This is a genomic window from Streptomyces sp. NPDC015532 (assembly GCF_043078065.1).
Taxonomy (GTDB): domain Bacteria; phylum Actinomycetota; class Actinomycetes; order Streptomycetales; family Streptomycetaceae; genus Streptomyces.
The window spans coordinates 38,265-62,320 of sequence record NZ_JBIBSY010000009.1 but is presented as its reverse complement, the minus strand read 5'-3'; the positions used below and the strand labels follow the sequence as shown (position 1 = coordinate 62,320).

Below are 24,056 nucleotides of genomic sequence, written 5' to 3'. Positions count from 1 at the left end.
GATGTCCTGCTCCCCCTCAGCCCCGGACTCGGAGGCGGTCGGTGCTGTCCTCGCTGGGCTGGACGACGACGATGCCCTGCCCGGAGAACGCCATCTGGTACGCCTCGCCGCTACCGCGTCCGATCAGCGACTGCGCCTTGAAGCTGCGCTTGCCCTTTACCTTGAGGTTCGGGGACCAGGCGACGAGCGCGTCCGGGTCGACGTACGTCTCGTCCTCACCGCCGCCGCAGTCGACGACGATCGGCTTGCCGCGGGAGGTCAGCGCGACCCATCCCTGACCGGAGATCTTGGTGTTCCACAGACCCTGTCCGGCGAACTTGGCGAGCCCCTTCACGCGCTCGACGCCCCACGTGAGGTGGGCGTCGAAGGCGAGCAGATTCGTCGCGTTGACGGAGATCGCGTCCCCGTTGAGGTTGATCACGACGACGTTCGCCCCGTAGTCGGCGAGGTAGAGCAGACCGTCGCCGGAGCACTTCATGAGGGGCGCGCCCTCGCCGGTCATCCAGTCGCGCGCGATCTGGCGGACGGCGGGCGGGTTGGGCTCGTACTGGACGAACCCTTCGTAGGCGACCATCGACCCCACGCGCGCGAGGAGGTCGTTTCCGGTCTGCATGGCGACCTTCAGCATGTGATTGCCGTGGTTCTCCATGCGCGCGGTGACGGGCGCAGGGGCGAAGCCCGCGAGTGGCTGGTTCATGACGGGCTCCCTCAGACCTCGTACGGCTGGACGACGACGAAATTGCCTGGCGCGGCACGGAACTGGAGGTTCACGCTCTCGCCGGTGTCGCCGGGGTAGGCGTTCCGGCGCATCCTCACCTGGCTGGAGACGATCACCTGCGCGGCGGCGGACCAGGCGACGACGGCGTTGCAGTCGGCGAACGTCGTGGGCGTCACCGGCAGGACGACGGGCGCGCCGTGCGTCTTGACGACGATGGTGCCCGTCCCCTGGAACTGCATCGTGAACAGCGCGCCCCCGGGGATGCCGTGCCCCTCGATGCGACGGACCTCGTACTGGAGGGACTCGTCGAAGGCGAGGACGTTCTCCGCGGAGACGCAGATCGCGTCCCCCTGGAGTTCGATGGGGTGCACATGGGTGGCGTTCTCGGCGAAGAACACCTGGCCCTGGCCGGTGCAGCGCATCAGCTGCATCTCCTGGCCGGTGGCGTTGCCCACGAGCCGGCCGGCGAACCCGGCGCCCTTGTAGCTGAAGTCGACCTTGCCCTGGTACAGCACCATGCTGCCCTGGCGGGCGAGTACGGGCTGGCCTCCGATGCCGAGGTCGACGCGGATGAGCTTCTTGTTCTGCGGCGTCCACCGCTGACCGGTGGGCGTCTCCTTGAAGGCTCCAAGCGCGGCGGTCACACCGGCCCCGCCCTGCGGAGCGCCCTGGGGTGCGCCGTAGGGAGACGGGGCACCGGCCTGACCCGGGTACGGCGCGGGTGCCTGGCCGGGGACCTGGCCGTACGGCGGCTGCTGGCCGTATCCGGGAGGCGCCGTCGGGGGCTGCTGACCGTATCCGGGAGGAGCGGTCGGTGCCTGCTGGCCGTAGCCGGGCGGCATGTGAGCCGTCTGGCCGGGCGGCTGCTGGCCGTAGCCCGGCGGCGGACCGGGCGGGCCGGGCGGGCCGGGCGGCTGCGCGTACGGCGCGGGACCCGGCGGCGGGACGGTGCCACCCGGCGGGGTGTGCAGCGGTCCCACGATCGTGGGGGCGGCGTGCACGGAGGGCACGGGCGCGTGAGCGGGCGGAGTGGCACCGGGCGGCGGCGCGAAGCCCTGGCCGGCGGGGGCCGGGGCGGGTGCCGCCGGAGCGCCGAACGTGGGCGGCGCGGTGGCCTGGGCCGGCGGCGCGAAGGACGGCGCCGCGCCGGACTGCGGCTGCGGAGCGGCGGGCTCCTCCTCGGCGACCTCGCCGCCGAAGTTCTTCAGCAGCGCGTCGAGACCGCCGTCGAAGCCCTGTCCCACCGCGGCGAAGCGCCAGACGTCCTTGAGGTAGAAGTCGCCCAGCATCACGGCGCGCTCGGTGGAGAACTCGGCACCGCTGAACGCGTACCGGGCCACCTCCTCGCCGCCCGCGACGACGCGGAGGTATCCGGGAGCGATCTGCGACATCTGTCCGGCGCCGTCGATCGTCGCCGTGAACGACAGCTTCTGGATGCCTGCCGGAATCCGGTCGAGGGTGACCCGGAAGGACTCCGTGTCGCCCGACTGCGAGCCGAGGAGCTGGATGGACTCCTCGGGGGACTTCGGCTGGTTGAAGAAGATGAAGTACCGGTCGTCCGACAGCCGTTCGTCGGCGTCCAGACCGAAGCAGCTGATGTCGAAGGTGAGTCCGGGGCCGGTGATCTGTACGCCTACGTACAGATCCGTGCCCGCGGTGAGGTCACTGATCTTGGCCTTGTGGCCGCGTTGGAATTCCCTGGCCATGCGTAACGACCGTCCCCCATCCCGATACGAGTGCGTCGCGTCAGGCTAACGGCAAAGTCCGGAAGTGGACGAAGCCGGTGCAGACCCGGTACACAATCGCACTCCGGGCGGGACAGTCGGCGCGCCCCTACTCGTCGCGTGCGGCCGGGAGGTGGGGCAGCCGCTCCGCGGCGACGACGCCCTCGAGATAGCCGCGGGCGCGCTCGGTGCGCGGATACGCCTCGAGGAGCCGCCAGAAGCCGGGCCCGTGACCGGGTACGAGCAGATGGGCGAGTTCGTGGAGGAGGACGTAGTCGACGACGTACTCGGGCATGCCCTGCAACCGGTGCGACAGACGGATGCTGCCCTCGGCGGGGGTGCAGGAGCCCCAGCGGGTGTTCTGGTTGGTGACCCAGCGCACCGATTTGGGCCGCGCGCGACCGTCGAAGTGGAGGGCCGACAGCCGCTCGGCGCGTTCGGCCAGCTCGGTGTCACCGAGCACCCGTCTGCTTTCCTGCGCGGCCAGTTTGTCGAGCATGACGGTCACCCAGCGCTTCTCCTCCGCCTCGGACATCCGGGCGGGGATGAGGACGACGGTGCGGTCGCCTTCGCGGTACGCGGAGACCGTTCTGCGCCGTCGGGCGCTCCTGCGGACCTCGATCGCGCTCGCCCCCGAACCGCTCGGCGGCGGGCTCGTCGTGCTGCGCTGTGACGTCGCGGCACTGTGCGGTGGGTCGGCGGGCACGCCCCCGACGTTACCTGCTGCACATGGCGGAAGTCCCGCCCCCGGGACGGTTCGATGCCGATCCGCGTTCTGCCCGTCTCATTCGTACGACGAACGGTGCCGTCTGTGGACAACTTTCGGCGGGCACCGGCGGGCACGGGCATGCTGGCACTCGGTCCGCGCTGCGGGAGTGCGTCGCGGACATACGGGGACGTACTACGGTCTACGGGGGTAGGTCATGCATCCGATCGTGAAGCCCGCTCTGCGGCGCGGCTGGCGGGATCTCAACACCGTGCAGTTCGGGATGACACCGGCGCACGCGATGGTGCTGGGCCCGATGGACACGGCGACAGGCAGTTTCCTCGAACTGCTCGACGGGACACGCGGAATGCCGCTGCTGCGCGAGCAGGGGCGCGTGATGGGGCTGCCCGACGGCCATGTGGACGGGCTGGTGGACCGGCTGGCCGGGTCCGGCCTCCTGGACGACATGACCGGAGGCGGCCCGGCCGCGGACGCTCTGCGCGGGAAGAAGGACGTCATGGACCGGCTGCGGCCGGACCTCGCCTCCCTCTCCCTTCTCGCCCACGAGCCCGGCGGGGCCGTCGAGCGCCTGGCCGCCCGCCGCCACCTGCGTGTACGGGTGCGGGGCGCGGGCCGGGTGGGGGTCCTGCTGGCCGCGCTGCTCTCGGGCGCCGGCGTGGGCGAGGTCGAGGTGCGGGATCTCGGCCGTGTCGAACCGTGGGACGTGGCGCCCGGCGGCCTTCCCGTCGAATCCATCGGCGAACGCCGGGAGGACGCTGCCCGGCGGGCGGTGCGCCGAGCCGCCCCGGACCGACCGCCCCGCGCTGTCGCCAGGGACGAGAAGGGGGAGGAGACGCGCGGACTGTCCCTCGTGATCATCGCTCCCCGGGACGGCCTCGCCGTCCACGCGCCGGACCCCGCCTCGGCCGAGAGCCTGATCACCTCGGGGACACCCCATCTCTACGCGGGGATCGCCGAAGCGACCGGAGTCGTGGGTCCCCTGGTCCTGCCGGGCGACACCGGTTGCGCGGGCTGTCTGGACCAGCGGCGCACCGACATGGATCCGACCTGGCCGCGACTGGTCGCGCAGTGGCGCTCCGGGCGGCAGCGACGGGTGGCCGCGTGCGATCTCGCCCTGTCCGCGGTGGTCGCCGGACTCGCCGCGAGCCACGCGCTGTCCTTCCTGGACGGAGATCCGCCGCTCTGCACGGGGGCCCGTTGGGAGGCGTCACTGCCCGGATGCGAGTGGCGGGCGACCCCGGTCCGGGCGCACCCCGCCTGCTCCTGCGGCACCGCGACGAAAACAAATGATGAGCCAACCCCCGAGGACGGCGAAGCACACGCGACAATGTCAGGGCGACAGCCGCACGCGGCACAGCTTGCTGGGACCTGGAGGGCGCATGTCTGATCTTCCCCGGAAGGCAGTCACCCGGACTGCCAAACTGGCCGCGCTGCCACTCGGCTTCGCCGGGCGGGCGACCTGGGGACTCGGGAAGCGAATCGGCGGGAAGTCGGCGGAGATCGTGGGCCGCGAACTCCAGCAGCGCACAGCCGAACAGCTCTTCAAGGTCCTCGGAGAGCTGAAGGGCGGTGCGATGAAGTTCGGGCAGGCGATGTCGGTGTTCGAGTCGGCGCTGCCGGAGGAGATCGCGGGTCCTTACCGCGCGGCGCTGACGAAACTCCAGGACGCGGCGCCTCCCATGCCCACGCGCACGGTCCACTCCGTTCTGGAGGAGCGGCTCGGCGCGGACTGGGCCGAGCTGTTCATGGAGTTCGAGGACAAGCCGTCGGCGGCCGCCTCGATCGGCCAGGTGCACCGGGCGGTGTGGCACGACGGACGTGAGGTCGCCGTCAAGGTGCAGTATCCGGGGGCGGGCGAGGCCCTTCTGTCCGATCTGACCCAACTCAGCCGCTTCGCCCGGCTCCTGGGGCCCCTGATCCCCGGAATGGACATCAAGCCGCTCATCACGGAGCTGCGCGACCGGGTCTCCGAGGAACTCGACTACGGCCTGGAGGCGCAGGCCCAGGCCGCGCACGCCGAGGAGTTCGCGGACGACCCGGACGTGCTGGTGCCCGCGGTGGTGCATCAGTGCGAGCAGGTTCTGGTGACGGAGTGGATCGACGGTGTGCCGCTGTCGGAGGTGATCACCGACGGCACGCCGGAGCAGCGGGACCGCGCCGGCCAGCTGCTGGCCCGGTTCCTCTTCTCGGGCCCGGCCCGCACCGGCCTGTTGCACGCCGATCCGCACCCGGGCAACTTCCGTCTCCTGCCGGACGGGGAGAACGGCTGGCGACTGGGTGTCCTGGACTTCGGCACGGTGGACCGGCTTCCCGGCGGTCTGCCCCAGCCGATCGGCGACTCCCTCCGGATGACCCTGGAGGGTGACGCCGAGTCGGTCTACGAACTGCTCTGCGAGGAAGGCTTCGTCAAGGAGTCGATAGACCTGGCACCGGACGCGGTCCTGGACTACCTGCTGCCGATCATCGAACCGGCCGAGGCGGACGAGTTCACCTTCACCCGAGGCTGGATGCGCAACCAGGCCGCCCGCATCGCGGACCCGCGCTCCCCCGCCCACCAGTTGGGCAGGCAGTTGAACCTGCCGCCCTCGTATCTCCTCATACACCGGGTGACCCTGAGCACCATAGGTGTCCTGTGCCAGCTCGGCGCGACAGTCCGGCTGCGGGACGAACTGGAGCAGTGGCTGCCGGGGTTCGTGCCGGAGGAGGACCTGGAGCTGTTCGAGGACGAGGAGCTCAAGGACGAGGAGCTGGGCGAGGAAGTGGCGGCCGCCGAGGCGTGAGCCCGCGTCGCGGACCGGCCGGCGGGGCGGAACGGTCGGCCGGACCGGTCGGCGGGACCGGTCGGCGGGGTGGGTGGTCGGCGGGACCGGCTACCACCAGGCCGAGTCGAGACGGCCCTCGATCGCTCTGAGGTTGCTGCGGGCGCAGTTGTCGCAGAAGTAGCGGCGGGTGCCGTTCTCCAAGGAACAGGTCCACGTCGGCTGCGGACCGGTAGCCGTGGTGCCGCAGAGGGCGCACACGATCGTCTCGGCTTCGTCGGCTTCGTCGGCGTCGGGCTTCGGTGCGGGGCCGTTGCTGTCACTGTCTTCGGGAAGACTCGTCACTCGGGCGACGATATCTCCGCGGCGGGCGGTTCGCGCGGTGCAACGCACCGCGGGGGCCGGTCCGTTCGGACCGGCCCCCGCGGGCTTGCCTGCCTGTGAGTGCTGCGACTGCAACGGCTGCTACGACGGTGTACGTCGATTACTGCATGACCGCCATGGCCAGCGCGCGCCGGGCTCGCATCGAAGCGCGCTCGGCCCGGCGCTGCATGCGGCGAGCGGCCGCCAGGCGCACGGCCTGACGTTCCCGCTCGGCCTGGTGCAGTCGCTCGTGCATATGCGCACGAGCCAGGGCTTCTGGGATGAGTTGCATCTCTCGGGTCCTGTTCTGACGCGAGTCGTTCGCGCCGGTGGTGGCGAAGTCTGTAGTCGCGGAGCCTGCGGGCTCGCTGGCGGACGGCTTCATCGGTGCCTGTTTCTTGGGGTCGTTCGTCAGGGGGCGGTCGATCGTTCCTCGGATGTTCATGCCGCGACCGGGTTCTTGCGCGGGCGGCCACGCGGCCGCTTGCGGGCCACGACGACACCCTGGACGAAGAGCTCGCCACCCCAGACGCCCCAGGGCTCACGCCGCTCCTTGGCGCCGGCGAGGCAGGCCTCCATCAGCGGGCAGGTGCGGCAGAGCGACTTGGCGTACTCGACATCGGCCGGCGACTCGGCGAAGAAGACCTCCGGGTCGTAGGAACGGCAGGGGACGGGCACGCCGAGGTTCTCGATGGCGTCGTCGAGCGCGGTGAGCGCGGTGAGCGGGATCAAGGTGGAGTCCTCCGTGAGGCCGGGCGGGGGGATCGTTTCGGAAGGCGGTACTGACGGGGCGTGCGCTTCGAGTTGCACGGTTCGTCTTCCTCGTCTGGTCGTGCCGGCCGTGGTCGGCCGGTTGGCGGCTGGTACCGGGTTCTTGTCTTGTCCCGAGGCCCCTTCGCTCTGTCGTCCCCGGTCGGGGACAAACAGAAGGGCCGCGGATCCCGGGTGGGGTTCCGCGGCCCTGAAGGCGCCGGCCTGATGGTGAATCAGGCTGGATCACTCCAGGGTTCAGGCCCACGGAAGGCCCACATCGTGTGGTGCTGCTGCGTCTGCTTCAGGGATCCGGCACCGGCTGCCGCAAAGGCATAGGCATGTGCTTCTGCCACTACTGCCGCTTCCAGTGCCTGGATCGGTCGCTCATTGCGCTCACTGACGGGAAGACCCGCGAGAGACACGGAGGACGCCGGCCGGACGGCAGGAATGCCGGACAGACCGGTACCCAGGTTCGAGACGCCGAGCGGGCACGTGGAGACGACGACCGAGGGATCGGTCATTTTCACGGTCTTGATGAAGCTGGTGTCGATGCTGATCACGGGAATCGCCTCCTCTCGGCGTCTTGGGGGACCGGGCGAACCGGTCCGACGGATATTAAGTACAGCACGGAACCAGGGCCTTCGAGAAGGCCGCTGCTGCCGTGGTTAAGAACCTATGGGGATTGCCGGGGCATGCGCAAACTATTTTCCCGACGAGTTTGAATCAGTTGCCCTCACCGGGTTCCGCTACCTCCCGACCTGCGCAGATGGCCAGAACATCGGCTCCGAAGCGGTTCAGTTTGCGGACACCGACCCCGGGGATGCGGGCGAGCTCGCCCTCGTCGTCCGGCGCGGTCTCCGCGATCGCGATCAGCGTCCTGTCGGTGAAGACGCAGAACGCGGGCTGCCCGCTGCGTTCCGCCTGCACCTTGCGCCACTCGCGCAGCCGCTCGTAGAGACCCTCGTCCATGTCGGAGGGACAGCCGTCGCAGCGCATCAGCTTCATCTCACCCGCGTCGGTGAGCGTGCGGCCGCAGACCCGGCAGCGCGCGGGGCTGCGGCTCGTACGCCGTTCGGCGGCGACGCCGGCTCTCGCGGCGCCGCGCTCGATCCCGCCGCCGGCGGCGCCGGCGCGACCGCCCGCCGTGGCGACGGAGCCGGGGCGCAGACCGTCGAGGAACCGGCTGGGGCGCCGGCCGGCGCGGCCTCCGGGCGAGCGGGCGAGCGCCCACGAGACGAAGAGGTGTTCTCTGGCGCGGGTGACACCGACGTAGAGGAGACGGCGCTCCTCCTCGACCTGTTCGTCGGTCTTTGCGTAGGTGATCGGCATCATGCCCTCGGCGACTCCCACCAGGAAGACGACGTCCCACTCCAGTCCCTTGGCGGAGTGCAGGGAGGCGAGGGTGACGCCCTGCACGGTCGGGGCGTGCTGGGCGCTCGCGCGTTCGTCGAGTTCGGCCACCAGGTCGCCGAGCGTCGCGTCGGGCTTGGCGGCCGCGAAGTCGTGCGCGAGGTTCACCAGGGCGGCCAGCGACTCCCAGCGCTCTCTGACCGCGCCGGAGCCCGCCGGGGGTTTGCCGGTCCAGCCTTCGCCCGAGAGCACCGCGCGGACCTGCGACGGCAGGTCGACGACGTCGTCGAGGAGCGAGTCGTTGCCGCCGAAACGGGCCGCGGCGCGCAGGGCCGCTCCCGCCTTGCGCACCTCCGGGCGGTCGAAGAACCGCTCGGCGCCACGCAGCTGGTAGGGCACACCCGCGTCGGCGAGTGCCTGTTCGTAGGTCTCGGACTGGGAGTTCGTGCGGAACAGGATCGCGATCTCGCCGGCGGGGACGCCCGAGGCGACGAGATCGCGGATGCGACGGGCGGCGCCCTCGGCCTCGGCGGGCTCGTCCGTGTACTCGGCGTAGACGGGTTCGGCGCCCGGGGGCCGCTGGGAGATCAGTTCGAGACGGTGCTCGGCGGCCCGGCCGCGCGCCTGGGAGAGCAGTCCGTTGGCCAGGTGGACGACCTGGGGCGAGGAGCGGTAGTCGCGGACGAGCTTGACGACGGTGGCTCCGGGATGGCGGGTGCGGAAGTCGAGAAGGTGGTCGGGGGTTGCACCGGTGAACGAGTAGATCGTCTGGCTGGCGTCGCCCACCACGCACAGGTTGTCCCGCTCGCCGAGCCACAGGTCCAGGAGGCGCTGCTGGAGCGGGCTGACGTCCTGGTACTCGTCGACCACGAAGTGCTGGTACTGGGAGCGGACCTGCTCGGCGATGTCGTGCCGGTCCTGGAGGATGGCGACCGTGAGCAGCAGGACGTCCTCGAAGTCGATGACCGCGCGGTCACGCTTGAGGTCCTCGTAGGCCGAGTAGATCTTGGCGGTCTCGGCCGGGTCCCGGGGGGCTTCGCGCCCGGCGCGGGCGGCGGCCGCGGCGTAGTCGGCGGGGATGGTCTGGGTGACCTTGCACCACTCGATCTCACTCGTGACGTCCCGCAGCTCTCCGCGGTCGAGGCGGATACGGCAGGCGGCCGCCGCGTCCGCGACGAGCTGGATCTTGCGGTCCACCAGCCGGGGCAGTCCGCCACCGACGGCTTTCGGCCAGAAGTACTGGAGCTGGCGCAGCGCGGCCGAGTGGAAGGTGCGGGCCTGGACTCCTCCGGCGCCGAGCTGGCGCAGCCGTCCGCGCATCTCCCCCGCGGCCCGGTTGGTGAAGGTGACCGCGAGCACGCTGGAGGGCTGGAGGATCCCCGCGCGCACCCCGTAGGCGATGCGGTGGGTGATCGCCCGCGTCTTGCCCGTGCCGGCTCCGGCCAGCACGCACACCGGACCGTGCAGGGCGGTGGCGACCGCGCGCTGCTCGGGGTCGAGCCCGTCGAGCACCGCGTCGGCCGTGTCCGGAACCTGCGGGAAGAGGGAGGAGTGCGTTGCTGCTGTCACACAGCCATGCTGCCAGGTCGGCGGAGGCGGGTGAGCCGGTTGTCCACAGGGAGGCGGCTGCGGTCGTACGAATGCGGCGAGCGTCACGTGCGCCGGAGTCCCGGGGTCGCCTTTCGGCCATGCCCCGGGCGTCACGCTCCCCCCTCGCCGCGACCGTGTCACCTGCGGTGGGGCGCGGGTGCGGCGAGCGTCACGCCCCGGCGCGCGCCTCCGATACCCCCCACGGGAATGGTGACCGGGTGGCCTGCGTTCAACTTGCAGCGACCACGCACCCGAAGCCGTGAAGGAGCGCATGAGCATGCAGGGCACTGTGACGATGTACAGCACCACGTGGTGCGGCTACTGCCGTCGGCTCAAGAGCCAGATGGACCGTGAGGGCATCGCGTACAACGAGATCAACATCGAGCAGGACCCGCAGTCCGCAGCGTTCGTCGAGAAGGCGAACGGTGGCAACCAGACCGTTCCGACGGTCCTGGTGGTCGCCGCCGGTGGCGCCGAGGTCGTCATGACGAACCCGAGTCTCGCCCAGGTGAAGCAGGCCCTCACCGCCTGACCTCACGCGCGCATGACGCTGCCCCTCCGGCGAGCTCGCCGGAGGGGCAGCGTCATGTCCGGGGCACGCTCAGGGGGCGTTCCGGGTCGGCAGGGGCTTGCCGTACCAGAGCTCGATCAGACGGGCCGCGATCGAGATCCCGTAGGGAGGCAGCACCTCCCCGGACTCGAAGGCGGACCGCAGGTCGTCCCGGGAGAACCAGCGGGCCTCCTCGATCTCCTCGCCGTCGACGTCGATCTCCGACGAGGTGGCGCGGGCCCGGAAGCCCAGCATGAGGCTGGAGGGGAACGGCCAGGGCTGGCTGGCGACGTAGTCGACCTCGCCGACCGTGACGCCGACCTCTTCGAAGACCTCACGGCGCACCGACTGCTCGATCGACTCCCCGGGCTCGACGAAGCCCGCGAGGGTGGAGAAGCGGCCTTCGGGCCAGTGCACCTGCCGGCCGAGCAGGATGCGGTCCTCGTCGTCCGTGACGGCCATGATCACGGCCGGGTCGGTGCGCGGGTAGTGCTCGGCGCCGCACGCGGGGCAGCGGCGGATGTGACCGGCGGCCGCGATGACGGTGCGCTCGCCGCAGCGGGAGCAGAAGCGGTGCAGCCGCTGCCAGTTCTCCAGGGCGACCGCGTGGACCATCAGGCCGGCGTCACGGGGGGACAGCAGGAGACCGGCCTCGCGCAGGCCCGCCGGGCGGGCGGACTGGTCGATGCGGCCGGGAAGCGCGTCCTTCTGGAGCGCGAAGTAGCTCACCCCGTCGTCGTCCGTGCCCAGGAAATAGCGGTGCGCCTCGGTGAGCGGGGCCTCGAAGGAGGGCGTCATCAGCAGTTCGGTGGTGCCGTCGGGCATCTCGTCGATGAGCACCTGACCGCCGGAGACCACGAAGGCGCGGGTCGTGGGGTGGCTCCAGGCCGCCGCGAGCCAGGCCTCGTCGAGCCGGTGGTGGGCGGCCCGGTCAATGCCGCTCGGGGCGGTGAGCGAGATGGGACGGTCGGCGCTGTGGTCGGTCCAGGTGGTCACGGATGCTTCCAACTCCCCCGGTGGAACGGTTATTTCGGCGGGCGGTTCAGCAGGACGCGCGTGCGGTGCGCTCTTGGGGCTGGGATTCGGCTTGTTCAGTGTGTCTCGCGCCAGTTCTCGGCGAGGTCGCCCCACAGGTAGGCGGTCGTCTCGACGCCCTTCATGAGGAGGTCGAGTTCGACCTTCTCGTTGGGGGCGTGCCAGCCGTCGGAGGGAACGGAGATGCCCAGGAAGAGCACCGGGGCGCCGAGGACTTCCTGGAGGTCGGCGGCCGGTCCGGAGCCGCCCTCGCGGGTATAGCGGACCGGCTGCTCGAAGGCCCGGCCCATGGCGCGTACGACGGACCGCAGGGCGGGGTGGTCCAGCGGGGTCAGGCACGGGCGGGTCGCCGCGCCGAACGTGATCTCGTGCCGGATGCCGTCGGGCACCTGCTCGGCCGCCCAGGCGCGTACGGCCTTCTCGATGTGGTCCGGGTCCTGCCCGGCGACGAGCCGGAAGGAGAGCTTCACCAGGGCCGAGGACGGGATGATCGTCTTGCTGCCGGCGCCCTGGTAGCCGCCGCCGATGCCGTTGACCTCGGCGGTCGGGCGGGCCCAGACGCGCTCCAGGGTGGTGTGACCGGCCTCTCCGTGGGTGGCCGCCGACCTGGCCGTGCGCAGCCATCGCTCCTCGTCGAAGGGCAGCTCGGCGAAGAGTTCGCGCTCGCGGTCGGTGAGTTCGGTGAGCCCGTCGTAGAAGCCGGGGACGGCCACGCGCGCGTGCTCGTCGTGCAGGGCCGCGACCAGGCGGGCGATCGCGGTGGCCGGGTTGGGCACGGCGCCGCCGAAGGATCCGGAGTGGATGTCCTGCTCGGGTCCGTGCAGGACGATCTCGCACTCGGCGAGGCCCCGCATGCCCGTACAGACCGTGGGGGTGTCCTCGGACCACATGCCGGTGTCGGAGACGATCACGACGTCGGCGGCGAGCCTCCGCGCGTGCTCCTCGACGAGTTCGCGGAAGTGCGGGGAGCCGGACTCCTCCTCGCCCTCGATCAGCAGCTTGAGGTTCACGGCGGGGGTGGTGCGTCCCGTGGCGGCGAGGTGGGCCCGGACGCCGAGTGTGTGGAAGAACACCTGGCCCTTGTCGTCCGCGGCCCCGCGCGCGTGGAGGCGGTTGCCCCGGATCACCGGCTCGAAGGGGTCGGTGTCCCAGCCGTCCTCGCGGGTGGCGGGCTGCACGTCGTGGTGTCCGTAGACGAGGACCGTGGGTGCGTCGGGGTCCTCGGAGGGCCACTCGGCGAAGACGGTCGGCGCGCCCGCGGTCGGCCAGACCTCGCAGGTCGGGAAGCCGGTCTCCCGGAGTTCGGCGGCAAGCCAGTCGGCGCTGCGTGCCACGTCCGCGGCGTGCTCGGGCTGAGCCGAGACCGAGGGGATGCGCAGCCACCGACCGAGGTCGTCGAGGAAGGCGGCGCGGTGGGTCTCGATGTACGTACGGACGGTGCTGACGGCGTTGTCAACGGGCTTGCTCATGTTCCTGAGCCTATCCGCCCACGGAGGCGTGTTCGTCCGGCGGTTCTCCCGGGACCTCGTCCTGCGGACCTGCCGGGTCCTCGGTGAGCAGCCGTTCCAGCGCCGCGCGGTCCGGGAGGCCGTCCGGTCGTACGACCTCGCCGTCGCGGACGTACAGGAACGTGGCGGTGACGGATTCCACGGGCACTCCCTGCCGCTCGGCCCAGCCCAGGCGGTACAGCGCGAGCTGGAGCGGATCGGCCGTGCGGCCGTGGCCGGTCTTCCAGTCGACGATCTCGTACGTCGTCTCCTCGCCTTCGCCGTTCCGGTAGACGGCGTCGATCCGGCCGCGGACGACCCGGCCGGCGATCGCGAGCTGGAAGGGCACCTCGACGCGGTACGGGGTGCGGTGCGCGTAGGGACTGCGTTCGAAGGCGTCCTTCAGGGTCTCCAGGTCGTGCTCGTCGGCGATCTCCGCCTCGCCGCCTGGCAGGTCCTCGGGGTCCAGCATCGGCAGCCGCAGTTCCTCGAAGCGGGACTCCACCCAGGCGTGGAAGCGCGTGCCCCGGCGCGCGGCGCGCTGCGGGGGGCGCGGCATGGGGCGGGCGAGTTCCTGTGCGAAGCCGTCCGGGTCGGCAGCCAGACGCACCAGCTGGGAGGCGGTGAGCGAGGCGGGCAGGGGGACGTGGGTGACCCGCGCGCGGGCACGCATGAGCTCTCCGGTGAGCGCGTCCAGGTCGCGGTCCCAGGACGCGAGGGTGCGCGCCTCCTCGGACGTGAGGCGCGGGCTGCCTGTCTCCCGGGAGTGCGGGCGGGCGGCGGGGCCCTGGGCCTGGTGCGGCACCGTGGGACGTTCGCCCCCTCGGCCGGCCGGACGCTCTCCCGGCCGCTCCGTCGCCCAGGAGTCCCAGTCCGGGTCGTCGTCCCCCGGCCGCGCGCTCTCCGGGAGGCCGTCCCGCGGGAACGGGTCCTCAGGGAGGGTGTCCTCGGGGAACCCGCCTTCGGGGAGGCCGTCCTCGGCGTACGCGTCGGATTCGGCGTACGCGTCATACGTGTCGTACTCGTCGTACGGCTGGGGGTCGTCCTCGGGCGGGGGCGGCCAGTCCGGATCGTCGTGGGAGCCGGGGTCGTGGGCGGCCGGGTACGGGTGCGCCTCACCCCTGCCCGCGTCGGCGCCCGGGTGGGCCTCGTCGTGGGAGGCGACCCGCTCCAGGTGGGCGAGTACGGTCTCCGCCGCCGCGCGGCGGCGGACGAGGGCCGCGTCGTCGAGCGGGAGCGGCCAGGCATGGTCGGCGGCCGCCTCGCGCAGGGCCGGGTTCTCCTCGTCCTCGGCCGGTTCGTCGGCCCAGACCTCGATCTCGCCGTGTCCGGCCGCGCAGTGGTCGTAGAGGGCGTGCAGGAAGTCCGAGGGGCCGCGCGTCCGCTTCTGGGAGGGCCCCCACCAGTGGCCGGAGCCGAGCAGGAGTGAACGGGGGCGGGTGAACGTCACATAGCCGAGGCGCAGTTCCTCGGTGTGCTGGTGAGCCTTCATGGCCTCGTGGAAGGCCTTGATGCCCTTGGCGTCCCAGGTCTCGACGTCGGGCAGCGTGTCGGCGTCGCCGCGCAGCCGGTGCGGCAGGACCTTGCCCTGGGCGGTCCATTTCTCGCGGCCCTGTCCGCTGGGGAAGGTGCCGTCGACGAGGCCGGGCACGGCCACCACGTCCCACTCCAGGCCCTTGGACTTGTGCGCGGTGAGCACCTTGACGGTGTTCTCGCCGCCGGGCAGGGCGTTGTCCAGCCCCTTCTCGTACTGCGCGGCGGTGCGCAGGAACCCGAGGAAGGCCAGCAGGCTCGCCTCGCCGTCGCCGGAGGCGAAGGACGCGGCGATGTCCAGGAAGTTGGACAGGGTCTCGCGGCGGCGGGCCGCGAGGGCGTGTGGGGACGCGGAGAGCTCGACCTCCAGGCCGGTGACGGCGAGGACCCGGTGCAGGACGTCCATGAGCGGGTCGGCCAGCGAACGGCGCAGGTCGCGCAGTTCGGCGGCGAGCCGCGCGAAGCGCACGCGCGCGTCCGGCGAGAAGGGCAGCCCGTCGTCGTCCCCCGCGACCTCGATGGGCGTCTCCAGGAACGTGTCCAGGGCGTCGGCGAGCGATATCACCTCGGCCGGGTCGACCCCCTCGACGGCCGCGGCGAGCCTGCGGTCGGGATCGCCGTCGGTCCCCACGCGCGCGTGGGACACGAGCAGCCGGGCGCGGCGCCCGAGGAGGGCGAGGTCGCGCGGGCCGATCCGCCAGCGCGGACCGGTGAGCAGCCGGACGAGGGAGGCGTTCGCCCCCGGGTCCTGGAGGACTTCGCAGACGGCCACGAGGTCGGCCACCTCGGGCAGGTGCAGCAGGCCGGAGAGGCCCACCACCTCGACGGGGATGTCACGGGCGACGAGCGCGCCCTGGATCTCGGCGAAGTCGGTGGCGGTGCGGCACAGGACGGCGATCTCGGCGGGCGCCTTTCCGGTGCGTACGAGATGGGCGATCGAGTCGGCGAGCCAGCCGATCTCCTCGGCGTGGGTGCGCAGCAGCGCGCAGCGCACCAGGCCGTCCCGCTCGGCCCCGGGGGCGGGCCGCAGGGCCTCCACGCCCGCGTGCATGGCGCGCAGCGGCTCCGCGAGGCCGTTGGCGAGGTCGAGGAGGCGGCCGCCGCTGCGCCGGTTCTCGCTGAGCGACTGGCGGGTGGCGGGGCGGCCGTCGGGGCGCGAGAAGTGCTCGGGGAAGTCGTCGAGGTTGGCGACGGAGGCGCCGCGCCAGCCGTAGATCGCCTGGCAGGGGTCGCCGACCGCGGTCACGGGGTGTCCGCTGCCGCCGCCGAACAGTCCGGCGAGCAGGACGCGCTGGGCCACCGAGGTGTCCTGGTACTCGTCCAGCAGGACCACCCGGAACTCGTCGCGGAGGATCTCTCCGACCTCGGGACGGGTGTCGGCCAGGGTGGCCGAGAGGGCGATCTGGTCGCCGAAGTCGAGGAGGTCGCGCTCTCGTTTGGCGGCGCGGTAGCGGCCCACCAGCTCGGCGAGTTCACGCCGGGCGGCGGCGGTCTCGGGGACCTTGCGCAGATCCGCGTTGGTGAGTCTGGCGCTCTCCAGGGCGCGCAGCAGCTCGGCGTCGTGGGCGCGCAGGTCCTCGGCCGTCACGAGGTGTTCGGAGAGCTCGGAGTCGAGGGTCAGGAGGTCCCCGACCAGGTCGGGGAAGGAGCGGGTCAGCGCCGGGTACGGGCCCGGTGCCTCGCGCAGCACGCGCGCGGCGAGCTGGTAGCGGGTGGCGTCGGCGAGGAGCCGGGAGGTCGGTTCGAGACCGATGCGCAGGCCGTGGTCGGTCAGCAGCCGGCCCGCGAAGGCGTGGTAGGTGGAGATGACCGGCTCGCCCGGCGGGTTGTCGGGGTCGATGACGTCCGGGTCGGTGACTCCCGCCTTGACGAGCGCCTTGCGGACCCGTTCGGCGAGTTCGCCCGCCGCCTTGTTGGTGAACGTCAGACCGAGGACCTGCTCGGGTGCCACCTGCCCGGTGCCGACCAGCCACACCACGCGCGCCGCCATCACCGTGGTCTTGCCCGAACCCGCTCCGGCCACGATCACCTGCGGGGCGGGCTCCGCGGTGATGCACTCCGTCTGTTCCGGGGTGAACGGGATGCCGAGGAGCTCTTTGAGCTGTTCGGGGTCGGTGATACGGGCGGGCATGTCGCAGAGGCTAGCGGCGTCCACTGACAGCGGTGGCCAGATCGGCACCTGGGACGAAAGAAGCGCAGGTCAGCACATGTGGTGCTATACGTCACTCGCTGACGCGACGTTCCCGGGGCCGCTCACTCGACCACCTGGCGGCCCTCCGGCCGGGCACTGCAGGACGCCCGGAAGGAGCAGTGCGTACAGTGCTGGCCCGTCGTCGGCGAGAACCGCTCGTCGAGGACCTTGCCGGCCGCGTTCGCCAGCAGGTCGCCGACCCACTCGCCCTCCAGCGGCTCCTGCGCCTGCACCTTGGGAAGGGTCTCGCCGCCGTTCTTCTTGGCGGCGCCCTGGCGGAGCTGCACGAGTTCGGCACCGCCCGCCTCGGGACGTACGCCGTCGAAGACCTCGTCGACCGCGCCTTCGCCGACGGCGAGCTGGTAGACGGCCAGCTGCGGGTGGTGGGTCACCTCGGCGGCGCTCGGCGCCTGCTTGCCGGTCTTGAAGTCGACCACGTAGGCGCGGCCCTCGGTGTCGGCCTCGACACGGTCCATGGAGCCGCGGATGCGCACTTCGTAGGAGCCCGCTTCGAGCGTCACGTCGAAGTCGTGCTCACTGGCCACCGGCGTACGCCCGGTGCGGTCCATGACGTGCCACCTCAGGAAGCGTTCGAGCGCTACGCGCGCGTGCTCCTTCTCCTGGGCGGACTTCCAGGGGGCGTCGAAGGCGAGCGCGTTCCACACGGAGTCGAGGCGCTCCATGAGGACGTCGAGGTCCGCGGGGGTGCGTCCGGACGCGACCTCGTCGGCGAGGACGTGGACCACGTTGCCGAAGCCCTGGGCGGCTGTCGCGGGCGCGTCGGCCTTCACCTCCCGCCCGAGGAACCACTGCAGGGCACAGGTGTTGGCGAGCTGGTCGAGGGCGCTGCCGGAGAGCACGACGGGCTGGTCGCGGTCGCGCAGCGGGACCTTGCTCTCCGTCGGCTCGTACATGCCCCACCAGCGGTAGGGGTGCGCGGAGGGGACCAGCGGGCGGCCGTCCTCGTCGGCGAGCGCGGCGAGCCGCGCGAGGCGGCGGGCGGCGGCCTGCCTGAGGTTCTCCGAGACACGGGGGTCGACCGTGGTGGCGCGCAGCTCGGCGACCAGCGGGGCGACGGCCAGCGGGCGGCGCGGGCGGCCGGTCACGTCCTTGGGTTCGACGCCGAGCTCGGTGAGGAAACGGGAGGGCTGGTCGCCGTCGTCGGCCGGTGCCTTCACCGCTGTCACGACGAGCCGTTCACGCGCGCGGGTGGCGGCCACGTAGAACAGCCGGCGCTCCTCGGACAGGAGTGCCCCGGGGGTGAGGGGTTCGGCGAGTCCGTCCCGCCCGATGCGGTCGGCCTCCAGCAGGGAGCCGCGGCGGCGCAGATCCGGCCACAGGCCCTCCTGGACGCCCGCGACGACGACGAGGCGCCACTCCAGGCCCTTGGAGCGGTGGGCGGTCATCAGGCGTACGGCGTCGGGTCGGAAAGCCCTGCGGGTGAGCGTGTCGGCCGCGATGTCCTCGGCGTCGATCTCCTCCAGGAAGTTCAGGGCGCCACGGCCCCCGGTGCGCTCCTCGGCGCGCTCGGCGGTCGCGAACAGCGCGCACACCGCGTCGAGGTCCCGGTCGGCGTTGCGGCCGGCCGCGCCGCCACGCCGGGCGGCCCGCTCCAGGCGCTGCGGCCAGGGCGTGCCGTCCCACAGGTCCCACAGGGCCTCCTCGGCCGTTCCGCCGCCCGCGAGACGCTCACGCGCCTTGCGCAGCAGCGCGCCGAGGCGCTGGGCGCCCCGGGCGTACGCGGGATCGTGCGCGACGAGCCGCTCCGGCTCGGCCAGCGCGCGGGCGAGCAGGACGTCGGACGGCGGCGGTACGAGGTTCCCGCCGGCCCGCTCCTCCTCCCGCAGGGCACGCCCCAGGCGCCGCAGGTCGGCCGCGTCCATGCTCGCGAGAGGCGAGGCCAGGAGGGATAGCGCGGTCTCGGTGCCGAGCCAGGACGCGGCGTGGACGCCGGCCGTCCCTTCCCGCGGATCGTCGGCGGCGCCGGACGTCCCGTCCGGTCCGGGCGTCTGGTCCGCGCCAGGCCTCCCGGCCGCGCCGGACGCCCCGTCCGTACCGGTCTCCGACTCCGCGCGTGCCACCGCCCGCAGCGCCGTCAGCAGCGGTGCGACCGCGGGTTCGTGCCGCAGGGGCAGATCGTCGCCGTCGATGTCGAGGGGCACGCCGGCCGAGGTCAGCGCCCGCCGGATCGTGGGGATCGTGCGGGAACCGGCGCGCACGAGGACGGCCATCTCTCCCCAGGGGACACCGTCCTCCAGGTGGGCGCGTCGCAGGATGTCCGCGATGTTGTCGAGTTCCGTCCCGGACGTCGGGTACGTGTAGACCTCGACGTGCCCCCCGTCCCGTACCGGGGACAGCTCGCGGTGGGCGCGCACCTTCTGCGCCGGCAGCCGGGTCAGCGGCATGCGCAGGGTGAGCCGGCGGGTGGCCTCCAGCAGACCGGCGCCCGAGCGGCGGGAGGTGCCGAGGACCTCGACCGGGGCCGGGCGGCCGTCCACGCGCGGGAAGGCGTCGGGGAAGTCCAGGATGCCGTTCACGTCGGCGCCGCGGAAGGCGTAGATCGACTGGTCGGGGTCGCCGAAGGCGACGAGGGTGCGCCCGCCGCCGGCGAGGCCGCGCAGCAGCCGCACCTGCGCGGGGTCGGTGTCCTGGTACTCGTCCACGTAGACGGCGTCGTACTGCGCGGCGAGCCGTTCGGCGACCTCGGGGCGGCGGACGAGGAGCACCGCGCGGTGGACCAGTTCCGCGTAGTCGATGACTCCTTGCAGGTCGAGGACGTCGAGGTACTCGGCGAGGAAGGCGGCCGCCGCACCCCAGTCCGGGCGGCCGATGCGCCGCGCGAAGGCATCCAGGGCGTCGGGGCCGAGCCCGAGTTCCCGGCTGCGGGCGAGGACCGCGCGGACCTCGTCCGCGAAGCCGCGCGTGGTCAGGCAGGCGCGCAGTTCGTCCGGCCAGCGCACATGGGCGAGGCCCAGCCGCTCCAGATCGGGCTGGCCCGCGAGCAGCTCGCGCACGGCCACGTCCTGCTCGGGGCCGGACAGCAGTCGCAGGGGCTCCACGAACAGGTCGCTGTCCTGGTGGGCCCGGATCAGGGCGTAGCAGAAGGAGTGGAACGTGGTGGCCCGGGGCGCACGGGCGGCGCCGATGCGCAGCGCCATGCGGTCGCGGAGCTCGACGGCCGCCTTGCGGCTGAACGTGAGCACCAGGATCCGTTCCGGGTCGCCTCCGTGTTCGATCCGGGCGGCCACGGATTCGACGAGCGTGGTCGTCTTGCCCGTACCGGGACCCGCGAGAACGAGCAGCGGTCCGCTCCCGTGGTCAACCACCGCGCGCTGTCCTGCGTCAAGACGAGGGGGATCCACCCGGGCCGGCGTGGTGCGCACCAGCCGGTACGCACCACGGGCCCCCTGGCGCACGGAGGGGTGCGTCAGGCGCCTGCTGGAGGAAGTCGAGCTCACGTGGTTCGCCGGTCCTGGTGGTCGTACTGGTTGGCGGACTGCCGCGCGAGGGCGGTGACCGCGGGAGAGGGGGACGCGTGCCGACGACGCTACGCCGGTCCGGTTCATGGAAGGAGGGCTTCCGATTCTTCCCTCGCGCCTCGCACGTCCCGTGCGTCCCATGCCGTACGAACGTACGGCATGTCACGGATGTGCCTCGTTTCCCTCGTACGGGCCTCAGTGTCCCCTTCGGCCCCGTGAATGCCGGAAGCTGTCAGGTGTGACCTTCCGCGCGATCGCCGCCGTCCCATCGGGCCCGTCTCATGTCGACGCGTGGCAGATGTCCCGCGGCGGCCCGGCTCGCCTCCTTCAGAGGCGTCCCCTCGGCGCGGTAGCGGGCCAGCGCGTCCAGTTCGTGGCCGGGCAGCAGTACCCCGTCGGCGCGCATGACGCGCCACCACGGAACCGCTCCGCCGTACAGGGCCAGCACCCGGCCCACCTGGCGCGGCCCGCCCTCCTCCAGCCATTCGGCGATGTCGCCGTACGTCATGACGCGGCCGGGCGGGATCTGCTCGGCGACGTCGAGGACCCGCTCCGCGTACTCCGGCAGCGCGTCCGCCGGAAGGCTCTCCTCGCTCATCCGCCCCATCCTGCCCCACGCCACCGACAACGCGGCCCCGCGGCGACTGTGCGTATTCCTTCCCGCCGGGTGACGCTTGTAGCAGACTGCGCGCCCCGCATTTGCACCCTGATGCCCCCGTGTGTCGGTCGGGCATGCCACCATCGTGCGGGCGGTGACTGGTGATACGAGATCAAGAAGAGACCATGAGGCAGCAGGGCGTGCACCCCGAAGACGCGGAGGGCACCTCCGCTGCCTCGTCACGCCCGGACACCGAGGGCGTCGACGAGAAGGACACGGACGACACAACGAATGAGTCCTTCTCCGTGACGGGCGGGACGGACTCCGGCGACGCCGCGGAATCCTCGCCCGAGGCCCAGGAAAACGCGTCTCCCGAGACCCGGGCGACCTCGACCCCGACCCCCGGGGACGAGAAGCGGCGGGACGAGCGCGGCACCGTCTGCGCGGACGAGGTCCACGCGGACGAGGTCGAGGGCGACGAACCGCTCCTTCCCGCGCGCGTGCACCGCCCCTCCGACCTGATGCGGCTCCTGGTCGGCGTTCTCGCGATCGTGGTGCTGCTGGCCATCGCCGCGTTCGCGCACGGCACCACCTCGGGCCTCGAACAGGACATCAACAAGGGCACCGGGCAGGCACCCGATCTGCTGATCAAGATCGCCGGACTGGCGTCCAGCATCGCGATCCTCCTGGTACCGGTCGCCTTCGCCATCGAACGGCTGATCAAACGGGACGGACTGCGCATCGCCGACGGCGTCCTCGCCGCGGTCCTCGCGCACGGAGTGACACTCGCCACGGACCTCTGGGTCGCCAAGGGCGCCCCCGGCTCCATCCAGGAGGCGCTCACCCAGCCCTCGCCCGGCGACGTCCACGCCCTCACCGACCCGGTGCACGGCTATCTCGCACCGGTCATCGCCTACATGACGGCGGTCGGCATGTCCCGCAGACCGCGCTGGCGCGGGGTCCTGTGGGTCGTGCTGCTCCTCGACGCCTTCTCCATGCTGGTCACCGGCTACACGACCCCGTTCTCGATCATCCTGACGGTGCTGATCGGCTGGACCGTCGCCTACGGGACGCTGTACGCGGTCGGTTCGCCGAACGTGCGGCCGACCGGACGGACGCTGATGGCGGGCCTTCGCCACGTCGGCTTCCACCCGGTCAGCGCCGCCCGCGAGGAGATGCCGGAGAGCACGGAGAGCGGCGACCGCGGCCGGCGCTACTTCGTCACCCTGGAGGACGGACCACCGCTCGACGTCACGGTCGTCGACCGCGAGCAGCAGGCACAGGGCTTCTTCTACCGCGCCTGGCGCCGGCTCACGCTGCGCGGCATCACCACGCGCCGCAGCCTCCAGTCACTGCGCCAGGCCCTGGAGCAGGAAGCGCTCCTCGCCTACGCGGCCATCGCGGCCGGCGCGAACGCGCCCAAGCTGATCGCGACCTCCGAGCTGGGACCGGACGCCGTGATGCTCGTCTACGAGCACACCGGCGCGCACACCCTGGACTCCGTGCCCGACGAGCTGATCACCGACGAACTGCTGCGCGACACCTGGCACCAGGTGCAGGCGCTCCAGTCCCGGCGCATCGCGCACCGCCGGCTCGCGGGCGACGCGATTCTGGTGGATCGTTCCGGCACGGTGATCCTCACGGATCTGCGCGGCGGCGAGATCGCGGCGGGCGATCTGGTCCTGCGCATGGACATCGCCCAGCTCGTGACCACCCTCGGGCTCCGCGTGGGCGCCGAGCGCGCGGTGGCGTCCGCGGTGGGCGTGCTCGGCCCGGACGCCGTGGCGGACTGCCTGCCCATGCTCCAGCCGATCGCGCTGACGCGCTCCACGCGCGCGACACTGCGCAGACTCGCCCGCGAACGCGCGCAGCGCGAACGCGAGGCGGTACTGGAGGCCTCGCGGCAGGCCAAACTCGCCCGCGCCGCCGAAGCCGCCGAGGAGGGCGGGGAACCGGCCCCGCCGCTGCCGGAGAAGGCCGGGAAGAAGGCCGTACGCGCGGAGCAGCGCGCCGAGAAGCGAGCGATCGACGAGGCCCTGGACGAAGCGCGCGAGGAGGACCTGCTCACCCAGATCCGCCACCAGGTGCTGCTGATCAGACCCCAGGCGCCCGTGGAGCCGGCCCGGCTGGAGCGGGTCAAGCCCCGCACGCTGATCAGTCTCATCGCCGGGGCGATCGGCGCGTACTTCCTGCTCACCCAGCTCACCCACATCGAGTTCGGGACCCTCTTCGACAATGCCGAATGGGGCTGGGTGGCGGCGGCCGCGCTGTTCTCCGCCCTGAGCTACTTCGCGGCGGCGATGAGCCTCCTCGGCTTCGTACCCGAGCGGGTGCCGTTCCTGCGGACGGCGGCGGCCCAGGTCGCCGGCTCGTTCGTGAAGATCGTGGCACCCGCCGCGGTCGGCGGCGTCGCCCTCAACACGCGCTTCCTCCAGCGTGCCGGGGTGCGGCCCGGGCTCGCGGTGGCGAGTGTCGGCGCGTCGCAGTTGTTCGGGCTCGGCTGCCACATCCTGATGCTGCTGTCCTTCGGCTATCTGACCGGTACGGAGAAGACGCCGTCCCTGTCCCCGTCCCGCACCGTCATCGCGGGCCTGCTGACGGTCGCGGTGTTCATCCTCGTGGTGACGTCGGTGCCGCTGCTGCGCAAGTTCGTCTCCACGCGCGTGAGGTCGCTGTTCGCGGGCGTCGTGCCGCGCATGCTGGACGTGCTGCAGCGACCGCAGAAGCTCGTCACCGGCATCGGCGGCATGCTGCTGCTGACCGCCTGCTTCGTGATGTGCCTGGACGCGTCGATCCGGGCGTTCGGCAACGAGGAGACGACCACGCTCAGCCTCGCCAGTGTCGCCGTCGTCTTCCTCGCCGGCAACGCGCTCGGCTCGGCGGCACCGACCCCGGGCGGCGTGGGCGCGGTCGAGGCGACCCTCACCGTCGGCCTGATCGCCGTCGGCCTGCCCAAGGAGGTCGCGGCGCCGGCGGTGCTGCTCTACCGGCTGCTGACCCTGTGGATCCCGGTGCTGCCCGGATGGCTGTTCTTCAACCACCTGACACGCAAGGGCGCGCTCTAGGGTCCGCGCGAGGACGGCCCGTACGCCCCCGTGCAACCCGTACCAGCGGCGGGCCGACGGCCCCTGTGCCGGCGCGTAGAGGCGGCGGACGGACGGCCTCGTCCCAGCCCGCGCCCACGGGCGCGGGCCCTGGC

The 24,056-nt window shown here is 72.2% G+C and carries 17 protein-coding genes; 4 read left to right on the top strand and 13 right to left on the bottom strand.

Annotated elements, in window-relative coordinates; genetic code table 11:
- Positions 1 to 16: 16 nt before the first annotated feature.
- The 3 genes from ACF07B_RS25285 to ACF07B_RS25275 form a co-directional block, all read right to left on the bottom strand.
- Entirely contained in the window at positions 17 to 697 is a 681-nt protein-coding gene (locus tag ACF07B_RS25285) for an AIM24 family protein (protein ID WP_326785629.1), read from the bottom strand.
- 11 nt (positions 698 to 708) lie between these two features.
- Positions 709 to 2,424 carry a TerD family protein gene (locus tag ACF07B_RS25280; protein WP_392180627.1) on the bottom strand — a complete coding sequence of 572 codons (1,716 nt, stop codon included), beginning with the start codon at positions 2,422 to 2,424 and terminating at the stop codon, positions 709 to 711.
- A 127-nt stretch (positions 2,425 to 2,551) separates the two neighbouring features.
- Entirely contained in the window at positions 2,552 to 3,148 is a 597-nt protein-coding gene (locus ACF07B_RS25275) for a M48 family metallopeptidase (RefSeq protein ID WP_369486625.1), read from the bottom strand.
- A gap of 217 nt (positions 3,149 to 3,365) precedes the next feature.
- Here ACF07B_RS25275 and ACF07B_RS25270 point away from each other — a divergent pair, with 217 nt between their 5' ends.
- Positions 3,366 to 4,556 (top strand): TOMM precursor leader peptide-binding protein, encoded by a 1,191-nt coding sequence (locus tag ACF07B_RS25270; protein WP_392180626.1) that lies wholly within the window; start codon positions 3,366 to 3,368, stop codon positions 4,554 to 4,556.
- Positions 4,549 to 5,949, top strand: coding sequence for an ABC1 kinase family protein (locus tag ACF07B_RS25265; RefSeq protein WP_392180625.1), 1,401 nt, complete (start codon positions 4,549 to 4,551; stop codon positions 5,947 to 5,949). Before ACF07B_RS25270 ends, ACF07B_RS25265 begins: the two co-directional genes overlap by 8 nt.
- Before the next feature lie 90 nt (positions 5,950 to 6,039).
- Here the strand turns inward: ACF07B_RS25265 and ACF07B_RS25260 are convergent, their stop codons facing one another.
- The 5 genes from ACF07B_RS25260 to ACF07B_RS25240 form a co-directional block, all read right to left on the bottom strand.
- Positions 6,040 to 6,273, bottom strand: a complete 234-nt coding sequence (locus tag ACF07B_RS25260; protein WP_392180624.1) for a hypothetical protein — start codon at positions 6,271 to 6,273, stop codon at positions 6,040 to 6,042.
- Between the two features lie 139 nt (positions 6,274 to 6,412).
- A complete protein-coding gene (locus tag ACF07B_RS25255; protein WP_369486621.1) occupies positions 6,413 to 6,736 on the bottom strand; it encodes a hypothetical protein in 324 nt (107 codons plus the stop codon).
- Complete coding sequence (locus ACF07B_RS25250) at positions 6,733 to 7,101, bottom strand: WhiB family transcriptional regulator (RefSeq protein ID WP_028802016.1); 369 nt, start codon at positions 7,099 to 7,101, stop codon at positions 6,733 to 6,735. Before ACF07B_RS25250 ends, ACF07B_RS25255 begins: the two co-directional genes overlap by 4 nt.
- A 176-nt stretch (positions 7,102 to 7,277) precedes the next feature.
- Entirely contained in the window at positions 7,278 to 7,604 is a 327-nt protein-coding gene (locus ACF07B_RS25245; RefSeq protein WP_392180623.1) for a hypothetical protein, read from the bottom strand.
- A gap of 163 nt (positions 7,605 to 7,767) precedes the next feature.
- Positions 7,768 to 10,050: an ATP-dependent DNA helicase UvrD2 gene (locus ACF07B_RS25240; protein ID WP_392180622.1), complete on the bottom strand. Its 2,283-nt coding sequence runs from the start codon at positions 10,048 to 10,050 to the stop codon at positions 7,768 to 7,770.
- Between the two features lie 211 nt (positions 10,051 to 10,261).
- On the opposite strand from ACF07B_RS25240, the gene ACF07B_RS25235 reads away from it, so the two are divergent.
- Positions 10,262 to 10,516: a mycoredoxin gene (locus tag ACF07B_RS25235; protein ID WP_326785638.1), complete on the top strand. Its 255-nt coding sequence runs from the start codon at positions 10,262 to 10,264 to the stop codon at positions 10,514 to 10,516.
- Between the two features lie 69 nt (positions 10,517 to 10,585).
- Here the strand turns inward: ACF07B_RS25235 and nudC are convergent, their stop codons facing one another.
- From nudC to ACF07B_RS25210, 5 genes are all read right to left on the bottom strand, one after another.
- On the bottom strand, positions 10,586 to 11,530 hold the full coding sequence (gene nudC, locus ACF07B_RS25230; RefSeq protein ID WP_384234284.1) for an NAD(+) diphosphatase: 945 nt from the start codon (positions 11,528 to 11,530) through the stop codon (positions 10,586 to 10,588).
- 95 nt (positions 11,531 to 11,625) lie between these two features.
- The gene (locus tag ACF07B_RS25225) at positions 11,626 to 13,038 is read right to left on the bottom strand and encodes a dipeptidase (RefSeq protein WP_392180621.1); all 1,413 of its coding nucleotides are present in this window, start codon (positions 13,036 to 13,038) and stop codon (positions 11,626 to 11,628) included.
- A gap of 10 nt (positions 13,039 to 13,048) precedes the next feature.
- Positions 13,049 to 16,720, bottom strand: a complete 3,672-nt coding sequence (locus ACF07B_RS25220) for a UvrD-helicase domain-containing protein (protein WP_392180620.1) — start codon at positions 16,718 to 16,720, stop codon at positions 13,049 to 13,051.
- Positions 16,721 to 16,842: 122 nt separating this feature from the next.
- On the bottom strand, positions 16,843 to 20,238 hold the full coding sequence (locus ACF07B_RS25215) for an ATP-dependent helicase (protein ID WP_392180619.1): 3,396 nt from the start codon (positions 20,236 to 20,238) through the stop codon (positions 16,843 to 16,845).
- A 253-nt stretch (positions 20,239 to 20,491) separates the two neighbouring features.
- Entirely contained in the window at positions 20,492 to 20,857 is a 366-nt protein-coding gene (locus ACF07B_RS25210; protein ID WP_392180618.1) for an MGMT family protein, read from the bottom strand.
- 185 nt (positions 20,858 to 21,042) lie between these two features.
- Between ACF07B_RS25210 and ACF07B_RS25205 the strand changes: the two genes are divergently transcribed.
- Positions 21,043 to 23,922 carry a lysylphosphatidylglycerol synthase domain-containing protein gene (locus tag ACF07B_RS25205; RefSeq protein WP_369484616.1) on the top strand — a complete coding sequence of 960 codons (2,880 nt, stop codon included), beginning with the start codon at positions 21,043 to 21,045 and terminating at the stop codon, positions 23,920 to 23,922.
- Positions 23,923 to 24,056 lie beyond the last annotated feature (134 nt).